This window comes from Blautia sp. DFI.1.216, from assembly GCF_020594215.1.
Classification (GTDB): Bacteria; Bacillota; Clostridia; order Lachnospirales; family Lachnospiraceae; genus Blautia_A; species Blautia_A wexlerae.
Genome location: NZ_JAJDML010000080.1, coordinates 1 through 9572, shown reverse-complemented (window position 1 = coordinate 9572; position 9572 = coordinate 1). Strand labels below are relative to the sequence as shown.

The following is a 9572-nucleotide window of genomic DNA, read 5'->3' as shown; positions in this document are numbered from 1 at the left end:
AGTCTCCATACTGCTTTTTCGTTTGCACCACCTTCGATTCTTTCCTTAACGATTTCACGATATCATTTCTAATACTAATTTTACCGTATTTTTCAGATTCAGTCCATCTTTTAATCCCAGTCGGTAGAAAAACTCTTCTGTTTCTGGCATGGGAATGGCGGAGATCATGAAGTCGTATCCGCTTTACACCAGACCGCTCAATTCCGGTAGGGCTTTTTAAGGCCCTAAATGCGTAGGTTGGTGCTTTGTTGCGATATGCTCCACGGTTACGGTGTATTGTTCATATTCTGTTTTCGGGAATCTTTATGAAATCTTCAAAATTGCCCGGTATGCTATCCGTAAAATCAAAGAAAGGACTTGATTATATGGATATGATTTTGAAAACGACTGACCTCTGCAAAAATTTCAAGGGGCAAATGGCGGTAAACAATGTGTCACTGAACATCCGGCGCAACTCGGTTTATGGTCTGCTGGGGCCGAATGGGGCTGGCAAATCCACGATCTTAAAAATGCTCACCGGCATTTTGCGCCCCACATCGGGAAGCATCGAGTTTGACGGCCACCCGTGGAAGCGGAATGATCTGGAGCATATCGGTGCTTTGATTGAGATGCCCCCGCTTTACGAAAATCTGACTGCATACGAAAATCTCAAAGTCAGAACTACATTGCTCGGCCTGGACGATGCACGAATTAACGAGGTATTGCAAATTGTCCAGCTCACGAATACCGGCAAGAAACGGGCCGGGCAGTTTTCTCTTGGTATGAAGCAGCGGCTTGGTATTGCTATTGCATTGCTGAACAGTCCCCAGCTTTTGATTCTGGATGAACCGACTAACGGCCTTGACCCTTTAGGGATTGAGGAACTTCGAGAGTTAATTCGCTCTTTTCCCCGCAAAGGGATTACAGTTATTTTGTCCAGCCATATTCTGTCAGAAGTCCAGCAGATTGCAGATCATGTGGGTATCATTGCTGGCGGCGTCCTTGGATATGAGGGAGAGCTTCGCGCCGGTGAAGATTTGGAACAACTCTTTATGGATGTTATTCGCAGAAATGGTAAGGAGGGATATTAAATGGAGATGGCATATATTCAGGCAGAGAACCTAAAGCATAAGAGAACTTTCACAAAAACGCTGATCGTTCTGGCCCCGTTTGTAACTGCGCTTATGAACTTTTTTGCCCCTCTTTGGTTCCAGCTCAATTCTTATAATTGGTGGTATAACCTGCTTTATCCTGGATTCCTTACGCTCACCTGTGCCTTGATTGAACAGCGGGATAATGGCAAACTAAAATATCGTGCCGTTGCTTCATTGCCTGTTTCGCAGAACAAAGTCTGGAAAGCAAAAATTGGAGTGGCCGGTATTTACTCCTGTGTGGGGAATTTCATTTTCCTGGCGCTAAATCTGTTGGGCGGTTTTGCAATATTAGTTATCAACGAAATTCCCCTGACAATCGGAATTTGCCAGGCTGCGGCCGGAACAGCTTGTATTGTCATTGCAAGCCTATGGGAAGTTCCGCTGTGCTTATGGTTATCAAAAAAAGTTGGTATCTTTGTCACGGTTATTCTTAATGCCGGACTTGGAAGCGTTTTAGGGATTTTCACGGCTACAACCTCTTTGTGGATGATCTGCCCGTATAGCTGGGTGCCGCATCTTATGATTTCCGTGTTAGGTATTTTGCCTAATGGTGAGCCGGTTGCAGATCAGAGTACGGCAATGGCATTTTGGATGATTATACTTGTATTGGTCATTTCGCTGGCCTGGTTTGCGGCGCTGTCATTTTTAACTGCAAGATGGTTTGAGAAAAAGGAGGTGGGGTAACTATGGTATCTGTGGTTCGCTGCTGGAAAGCAGAATATCAGAAGTGTAAACATAGCATTTTGCTCTATATGCACAGCATGATTCCGATTATATGTGCGGCGATTTTTGCGGGTTACTATCATATATCCAGATGGGAACTGGCAACCAAAATCAGTGCCTATCTGGAAGTGCTGGCCGTTGCGTTCCCGTTTCTGATCGGCATTATTGTGGGTCTGGTTGTTCAGATCGAAAATCAGGCCGGGCATTATCAGCTTTTGTTGGGAACAATCCCATCTCGCATGGCAACGTATATTGGTAAACTTGGTTTTCTGATGATCTGTGCTTTTGGCGCAACATTTTTAGCGTTAGGAACATTCGCTGCACTATATAGGGATGCTCCGGCAAGCCTTTACCTGAAAGCAGGGATTCTATTGTTGATTACCATGCTTCCCATTTACCTGATTCATTTGTTTGTGGGAATGAGCTTCGGAAAAGGTGCATCTATGGGATTGGGAATTGCAGGGAGTTTAATAGCTGCCCTTATGATAACAGGGCTTGGTGACGCTACATGGAAATATATTCCCTGGGCCTGGGGCGTTCGTGCTATGGATTACACTGTGCTTGCATGGGATAGCCCCCAACTGTATGCACAGGTAAAAACCGATTTTTTCAGCGGTATGATTATTTCTGTATGCTGCACTGTTTGTCTGCTGATTGCCAGTTTGGTTTGGTTTCATGGTTGGGAGGGAGGTAAAAACAGTGAATAAAAAGTGCCTGTTTGCCGTGGTAATTGTGCTTGTAAGTCTTATATGCTTATCGGCCTGCGGTGCGCTCCGCGATACCGCCGATAAAAATAAGGCGTTAAATGAATCTCTGCCGTATTATGAGCTGAACGCCGCAAACTATGATGAAATTTCATATAACGGCCTGACATATACCATAACGGATGAATGTCTTGAAATGTCAGAACTGCAAGAAGAAATCGGGCAGGTATCGAAACGCTTCAAAAATGTGGCGGGGGAAGATTTCAGTTTCGGCTACGTTTACAGTATTGTGGATGTGGATATAAGCAATGCCGTAGCTGTAAATATCAACAATGAATATCGGAAAGCTGACATTAAAAATAATGATGAGTAACCTCGACAATGTGGTATAATGGGGCGGGAGGTGATTTTTTGACCCACTTACTTGTAGTTGACGATGAAGTTTCTATCTTGGAATTGATTAAGAACAGTTTGGGGAAAGATGGATATTTGATAACAGTCTGTCAAAATGCGGATGATGTAGACATCAAAAAGCTGCATTTCTATGACCTCATTCTTTTGGATGTGATGATGCCTGGCACAGACGGGTTTGAGTTTTGCAAACAGATCAGGAATATGGTAGACTGCCCGATTCTCTTTCTGACCGCAAAGACATTAGAGGAAGATATATTGTTTGGATTGGGCATCGGTGCGGATGATTATATTACGAAACCTTTTCGTATTCAGGAGCTTCGCGCCCGTGTCGCGGCACATTTACGCAGAGAAAAAAGGGAGCATCACAGCACACTTTCATTTGAGCCTGATATAAGATTTGACCTTTCCGCAAAGGTACTGTATGTTTCAGAACAGCCGGTTCCCCTTACCAAAAGCGAGTATTCAATCTGTGAATACCTTGCGAAAAACCGGGGACAGGTTTTTACAAAAGAACAAATCTATGAAGCCGTTTTCGGGTTTGATGGAATAGGCGATAACTCTACGATCTCAACGCATATAAAAAATATTCGTGCGAAATTGGAGCATTTCAAAATAAGTCCGGTCAGCACCGTATGGGGGATAGGATATAAATGGGAGTGAAAAAGAAACCTACATTGAAAATATTGTTTCGCCAGTTTGCTATCTCCCTCATTGTCATGCTGGTAGCGGCAATTATTGTCCCTTCTGGTTTGGAGGGACTTGCTGTAAATGCTGGATTAGCTACAAGAGCAAATCTAAGTGAATTGCAGGTAAAAGAGATCATTCCAACGCTGACGATTGCCCCGGATATTACAAAGGTTGTGCTTCCACAGGGATGCGGCTACTTAATTCTGGACAAGAACTTTAATGAGCTTTACAGCAATATGGACGATGATGAAAAAGAAATTGCCCTGCTGTACGCAAAGGGAGAATATATTGAATATGCTACGGGGAGGCAGTTTGCACTTGTTGTCCGGGAAAACGAATTTTGCGTTTTAAGGTATTATATTGGTTCTCAATTTACAGTGTCATGGCTACCGGAATATTTTCCATCTCCTGACACGCTTGTGTTTATCCTGATGGCTGTAAATTCGCTGCTGGTCATTATCATACTGACCGCCAGATTTGCTAAGAACCTGCGTACACAACTGACCCCGCTTTTTGAAGCAACTGCGGAGATTTCAAAGCAAAACCTTGATTTTGAAGTAGGACACGCCAAAATCAAAGAGTTTGAAGATGTCCTTGCATTTTTTTCAGATATGAAAGATAATCTGAAAATTTCGTTAGAACGGCAATGGAAAACCGAACAGACACAGAAAGAGCAAATCGCCGCGCTTGCCCATGATTTGAAAACGCCTCTGACGGTTATTCAAGGAAATGCTGATTTACTCACAGAAACAAATCTTGATGATGAGCAACGATTATACGCTGGTTACGTCGTGGAAAGCTCCGGCCAGATGCAGTCATATATTCAAACCCTGATTGATATATCACGGGCGGCGGTTGGTTATCAGCTCCATATTGAAAGTATAGACTTGCCAGCGTTCATGCAGCACTTGTTCGGTTATATGGAATCACTATGCCGGACAAAAGAAATCCGGCTGCAAATGAATACTGTTTCACTCCCTCAAATGCTGAAATTTGATAGGGTGCTGATAGAACGTGCTATTATGAATGTTATCAGTAATGGGCTGGACTACTCCCCGCAAGGCGGAACGCTTTATGTGGATGTTCAGAGTAACAACGGTTTCGTGGAAATTTTAGTCACAGACGAGGGAACGGGGTTTTCTAAAGAGGCATTATGCCACGCACAGGAACGGTTCTATATGGGCGATCAAAGCCGCAATTCAAAGTTACACTTTGGTATGGGTCTATATATTACAAATTCGATTATGGAACAACATAATGGTCAGCTTATTTTAGAAAATTCAAAAGAAACCAGCGGCGCAAAGGTTACTATGAAACTTCCTTGCTGATTTTCCGATAGTGTAATGGACGTCTTTTATGTCCGTCCATTTTTCAAATCTTTATGGAATCTTCAAAAATTCCTCTTATCATGTATCTAAAGAAAAAACATCTGCCCAGCGGCAGAAAAGAAAAAAACGCTGCTGGGCAGACCCATTTTCACGCTTAATTTATATTCACTGGTGGCGGTTTTGAGGAATCAAGGCCACTGCTTTCTTTCTGTCATTCCCAGCAGTTAAAGGCATGGCGGCCCACGGGAGGACGCCGCCATGCTGTTTTACTATCATTATAATCTAATCCACTTCTACCGCTTAAAAAAAGCCTTGCCCCGCCACGGGAATATTCCGGCTATGAGTATGAACTATACCATGTAAGAAAACAACAAAACGCTTCAAATCGTCGCCCGGTAGGTTTACGACCTGCCGGGCGATTTTTGTCGATTTTCGCGGATTGTCATTTCCGGCAAAAAATCAGATGGAAAAGGAGGCGGTCAGCAGACCAGGGCCAGCATAGGCCCCTGACAACGGACAGGATCATCCTGCTCACTCTCCACGGAAAGGGCTGGTACTGTACCATGAAGCCGTTGACTACTTCCGGGAAAGGAAGCGTCAGCGTGGCTGGGAAACATCCTTTGAAACGCTGCCGCTTTCGGAACTGGACACGCTATGCACGATAGATCAGTACCCCAGCGACAGTTTTATATTTCCGGCCTATCCATATACATTTTTTCCTGCACTATACTCATATCGCTTTATCCTCCTTCAAATATTGCTCAACATGTTCCAGACCATAGATCTTGTCCTCTACATAGCGGGTTGGCACCCGTCCGAGAATAACATAATAGTTCTTGCTTTCCAGATCGGCATTCATTCTTTCCACCACCCGGTAAGCAAACGAAACTGATAATCCAAAGAGTTCTGCAATGTCTTCCACTGATAAATACATTTTTCTCTTACGCATGAAACCATTCCTTTCCCTCTTCCTGTGGAATCTCACAAGTATCTTCCACTCCGTAGAAACGCTTCACAAAATACTTTGTCGGAACTTTTCCTCTAAGCGTCAAATATCCCTGTTCTTCCAGCTCCTTATTCAGATTGCCAATGATCTCATAAGCCGATGTCTGTTTTACCTCCAGAAGTTCACATATATCGGCTGCCTTTAAAAATAATTTGTTCTGCATAATCAGTACCTCCTGTGTTTTGAATATTTATCTCTTCATATACTCTGTACTGGCAAATGCAAAATCGGACATCATTTTCCGAAATTTAGCAAATTATTTTAATTTTACAGTTTCCATATGTGTTATCGCTGAACCATGGAGTTAATATCATTGAAAAAGGGTATAAAAAAACAGTCTGCCCTGACGGAAAATATTTCCATCAAAACAAACTGTTCTTCATATTCACACTAATTATATTTTCTGAGCATAGTTACTTTTGCGAAAATCTCAGATAACTCCGGAAAGAAAACAAAGAAAAAAAAGATTTTTTAACTCCATTTGCACTCCACCGGAACATCCAGACAGCCCGCAAAACCTTTATTTATGGGCTTTTTCGCAATTTAGTCCGCTACTCAAACTCCAGACAGACAGTATGCCATATAAGTGAAAATCGTTGATTTTAAAGCATTTTCAGGAACTATCAACCACTAAAATCTATATGAAAAAAAATAAAAAATGCAATAAAAATGCAATCGAAGTACATCCAGATTTATAGTATAGACCAGCAAACCTCAATATCTTCCCTCTATAGACGTTCAGAAATGAGCGTCTATTTTTGCTTTAAAACATACTGGTACTAAACTTAGAATTATAAAATATATTTTAGGATATTAAAAACAATTTTCACTTTTAAAAAAAATGGTATAATATTTTATAATTTAAAATTAGGAGGCTCTGTATGCAACAAAATTTATTTTTTCCTGTATATAAACAATTAGAAAAAGAGTTAGACGAATTAAGCTATTTTATAACCTTTGATAAGAAACAGTTAAAAACTTATTCAATTAAAATTTCTGAATTACTTTTAAGAACAGTTTCTGAAATAGAAAACATATCTAAAGAGTTGTGCAAACGTGAAAAAATTAAATTCTATGATAAAAATAAACATATCCGCAAAGTGGTATATTTTAACGACTATTTCGAAAAACTTGAAGACTTATTTCTTTTATCAAAAAAATATGTGTCGTTTGACCTAGATAACTGTAATGAAAATATATTTGATGTTAAGCTTGTTCCGTTTAAAAAAGATAAAACATATACGCTAAACGGAAAGACTAAAAGTATCTGGTCTTGGTATTATGCCTATAATAAAATAAAGCATGATAGAGTAAAATTTTTTAGATATGCAAATTTAGAATGTTTAATTAAGGCTTTAGCTGCCTTATTTCTACTCAATATTTATTATTTAAACAAAACATTCTATTCAGAAAATTCCTATGATACAGATTATATACTCGAAAAAATAGAAGGATTTTCAAAAATATTTTCCGTAGATTATACAATGGCAATTTCTGATGATGAAAGAATCTCACCAAATTTAAAAGATACTTTTTTTAACCCTATTGAATTTTTTAGAATAGGTCGTGAATCATCAACATACTTATTGTATTCTGATTATGTAATTAGAACTTCTTCTGACGAAGCTGCTGATATGTTAGATAAATTAGAAGGAAGTGTTCACTTATTTAATTCCGAAACTCACACTTTAAGAAAAAAATATGACAATTATCAATATACAGAACATACAACTCAATGTAAATTAGTTGCAAAACTAAATAGGGAAATAGACGTTCAAAAATGAGCGTCTATTTTTTTACCCCAAAACCAGAAAGGATGTGATACTACGAAGAAATCACCACCGCCGGAGCGTTCCCCTCCACTTCCAAACCAGCACCCGAAACCAACCATCAAACACAACATTCAGAGAGGACCGGTACATCTATATGGAATTAAAATTCGTTATCCCCAACATGGAAAAGACATTTGGCAACTTGGAGTTTGCCGGAGAAGACAAAACAGAGCAGAGAAGAATCAACGGACGCATGGCGATACTCTCCCGTAGCTTCAACCTGTATTCAGATGTACAAAGGGCGGATGATATTGTGGTTATCCTCCCTGCCGAAGCCGGAGAGAAGCATTTTGACTTTGAGGAACGTGTAAAGCTCATCAATCCCCGTATCACCGCAGAGGGCTATAAAATCGGCACAAGGGGCTTTACCAACTACATTTTGCACGCTGACGATATGATAAAAGCGTAAGGAAAAGGAGGACATCAGACTATGAGATTAGCAAACGGAATCGTAATTGACAAGGAAGCAACTTTCGGGGCATTGAAGTTTTCTGCCCTCCGCCGTGAGGTTCACCTCCAGAATGAAGACGGCTCGGTATCAGAAGAAATCAAGGAGCGTACCTATGACTTAAAATCCAGAGGACAGGGGCGTATGATTCAGGTTTCCATTCCTGCCAGCGTGCCATTAAAGGAATTTGATTACAATGCAGAGGTGGAAATCATCAATCCTGTGGCAGACACCGTGGCAACGGCTACCTTTCAGGGGGCAGCGGTGGACTGGTACATCAAGGCGGAGGATATTGTCCTGAAAAAAGTGACTGCAATAAATCCGCAGCCGCCGAAGAAAGACCACCTAACAGCAAAATAACTTGATAAACCTATTGCGTTTTATAAATAATAAAAGTTAAATTCCCCTCTATTTCTATTGGGAAAATTGTTGTTTTAATAAAAAATAAATGGTAGTATTATGTAAATAAATATTTAGATAAGGGGTGTCTATATGAAAAAACTCGTCGGAGAAATGTCGGATTTATTGAATAAAATCGTAAAATTTTCAGATGACTATGCAGACGTCAAAGATATTTTTCTTAATGACTCTACAATGGAGTTGGCAGAGGATGCAATAGGTTCACTTAAATTTTTAAATAATTCTAGGAAAGCACTATCAATTATTAAGTTCAAATATTTCTTAAAAGGACTTAACTATGAAAATGCTGATAAAGAAAGTATTGAAAAACTAATTAGATATGTAGATAATCAATCCAAAGCTGAATTCATTACAAACTCTTTTGACAAAATAATTTCGTCAAATTCAAAATTAGCCTGCTGTGTAATGGGACTAATGTTAAATGATATAGGACAACATAATGATGATATATCACAAGAAGATTTGATAATGTTAAATGCACTTCCTATGCTTAATGATTTCGACATAAAAAACTTTCATTATTTATATAAAATTTCCTCAAAAAATCACAAAAGTAATCATAATATTTCCCCAAAAGATATTAAGGAATGCGTACAATTATACAATATTACTCGTAGAAATTTATATTTAACAATGGGAGTATTAGAAAAATATAACTTGATGGACAAAAACATAGATGTTGATTTAGACATAGACGAGGATAACTTAGACTTTAGCAGCGTAGATTGTGATGAAACATATTATTTCAATTCAATAAGCCAAAAATTATACACTTATAGCAGTATGTTATTTAAAGATTAAAATAACACTTTTTATCTATTATACACCACTTTACAAGTTTTGTGATTGATGTTTCTGATTGAAAATCAATGAATCC

General features: G+C 39.5%; 12 protein-coding genes. 10 read left to right on the top strand and 2 right to left on the bottom strand.

All coding sequences use genetic code 11. The features are described 5' to 3' along the window. Nucleotides 1-365 precede the first annotated feature (365 nt). The 6 genes from LJE11_RS17900 to LJE11_RS17875 are packed head-to-tail and all read left to right on the top strand — an operon-like array spanning nt 366 to nt 4989. On the top strand, nt 366-1070 hold the full coding sequence (locus tag LJE11_RS17900) for a lantibiotic protection ABC transporter ATP-binding protein (protein WP_182465638.1): 705 nt from the start codon (nt 366-368) through the stop codon (nt 1068-1070). Beyond that, entirely contained in the window at nt 1071-1817 is a 747-nt protein-coding gene (locus LJE11_RS17895) for a lantibiotic immunity ABC transporter MutE/EpiE family permease subunit (protein WP_015527239.1), read from the top strand. 2 nt (nt 1818-1819) lie between these two features. After that, nucleotides 1820-2563: a lantibiotic immunity ABC transporter MutG family permease subunit gene (locus LJE11_RS17890; protein ID WP_025580193.1), complete on the top strand. Its 744-nt coding sequence runs from the start codon at nt 1820-1822 to the stop codon at nt 2561-2563. Then, a complete protein-coding gene (locus LJE11_RS17885) occupies nt 2556-2933 on the top strand; it encodes a NisI/SpaI family lantibiotic immunity lipoprotein (RefSeq protein ID WP_025580194.1) in 378 nt (125 codons plus the stop codon). Before LJE11_RS17890 ends, LJE11_RS17885 begins: the two co-directional genes overlap by 8 nt. A 38-nt stretch (nt 2934-2971) precedes the next feature. After that, a complete protein-coding gene (locus LJE11_RS17880; RefSeq protein WP_008705326.1) occupies nt 2972-3634 on the top strand; it encodes a response regulator transcription factor in 663 nt (220 codons plus the stop codon). Next, nucleotides 3625-4989 carry a sensor histidine kinase gene (locus LJE11_RS17875; protein ID WP_227296344.1) on the top strand — a complete coding sequence of 455 codons (1365 nt, stop codon included), beginning with the start codon at nt 3625-3627 and terminating at the stop codon, nt 4987-4989. The genes LJE11_RS17880 and LJE11_RS17875 overlap by 10 nt, the downstream gene beginning before the upstream one ends. A 730-nt stretch (nt 4990-5719) precedes the next feature. Here the strand turns inward: LJE11_RS17875 and LJE11_RS17870 are convergent. Next, nucleotides 5720-5938 carry a hypothetical protein gene (locus tag LJE11_RS17870; RefSeq protein ID WP_008705328.1) on the bottom strand — a complete coding sequence of 73 codons (219 nt, stop codon included), beginning with the start codon at nt 5936-5938 and terminating at the stop codon, nt 5720-5722. Next, nucleotides 5931-6158 carry a hypothetical protein gene (locus LJE11_RS17865; protein WP_008705329.1) on the bottom strand — a complete coding sequence of 76 codons (228 nt, stop codon included), beginning with the start codon at nt 6156-6158 and terminating at the stop codon, nt 5931-5933. The genes LJE11_RS17870 and LJE11_RS17865 overlap by 8 nt, the downstream gene beginning before the upstream one ends. A 718-nt stretch (nt 6159-6876) precedes the next feature. Here LJE11_RS17865 and LJE11_RS17860 point away from each other — a divergent pair. The 4 genes from LJE11_RS17860 to LJE11_RS17845 all read left to right on the top strand — a co-directional run bounded on the left by LJE11_RS17860 (nt 6877) and on the right by LJE11_RS17845 (nt 9496). Then, on the top strand, nt 6877-7779 hold the full coding sequence (locus LJE11_RS17860) for a hypothetical protein (RefSeq protein ID WP_118633429.1): 903 nt from the start codon (nt 6877-6879) through the stop codon (nt 7777-7779). A gap of 142 nt (nt 7780-7921) precedes the next feature. After that, nucleotides 7922-8236 (top strand): YdcP family protein, encoded by a 315-nt coding sequence (locus tag LJE11_RS17855; protein ID WP_118633428.1) that lies wholly within the window; start codon nt 7922-7924, stop codon nt 8234-8236. Nucleotides 8237-8257: 21 nt separating this feature from the next. Beyond that, a complete protein-coding gene (locus tag LJE11_RS17850) occupies nt 8258-8635 on the top strand; it encodes a YdcP family protein (RefSeq protein WP_118633427.1) in 378 nt (125 codons plus the stop codon). 132 nt (nt 8636-8767) lie between these two features. After that, complete coding sequence (locus LJE11_RS17845) at nt 8768-9496, top strand: hypothetical protein (protein ID WP_118633426.1); 729 nt, start codon at nt 8768-8770, stop codon at nt 9494-9496. Nucleotides 9497-9572: the final 76 nt, after the last annotated feature.

Excerpts from the sequence above, each read along its gene's own strand:
- LJE11_RS17900 (WP_182465638.1), top strand. The coding sequence starts at position 366 with ATGGATATGATTTTGAAAACGACTGACCTCTGCAAAAATTTCAAGGGG.
- LJE11_RS17895 (WP_015527239.1), top strand. The coding sequence starts at position 1,071 with ATGGAGATGGCATATATTCAGGCAGAGAACCTAAAGCATAAGAGAACT.
- LJE11_RS17890 (WP_025580193.1), top strand. The coding sequence starts at position 1,820 with ATGGTATCTGTGGTTCGCTGCTGGAAAGCAGAATATCAGAAGTGTAAA.
- LJE11_RS17875 (WP_227296344.1), top strand. The coding sequence starts at position 3,625 with ATGGGAGTGAAAAAGAAACCTACATTGAAAATATTGTTTCGCCAGTTT.
- LJE11_RS17870 (WP_008705328.1), bottom strand. The coding sequence starts at position 5,938 with ATGCGTAAGAGAAAAATGTATTTATCAGTGGAAGACATTGCAGAACTC.
- LJE11_RS17865 (WP_008705329.1), bottom strand. The coding sequence starts at position 6,158 with ATGCAGAACAAATTATTTTTAAAGGCAGCCGATATATGTGAACTTCTG.
- LJE11_RS17860 (WP_118633429.1), top strand. The coding sequence starts at position 6,877 with ATGCAACAAAATTTATTTTTTCCTGTATATAAACAATTAGAAAAAGAG.
- LJE11_RS17855 (WP_118633428.1), top strand. The coding sequence starts at position 7,922 with ATGGAATTAAAATTCGTTATCCCCAACATGGAAAAGACATTTGGCAAC.
- LJE11_RS17850 (WP_118633427.1), top strand. The coding sequence starts at position 8,258 with ATGAGATTAGCAAACGGAATCGTAATTGACAAGGAAGCAACTTTCGGG.
- LJE11_RS17845 (WP_118633426.1), top strand. The coding sequence starts at position 8,768 with ATGAAAAAACTCGTCGGAGAAATGTCGGATTTATTGAATAAAATCGTA.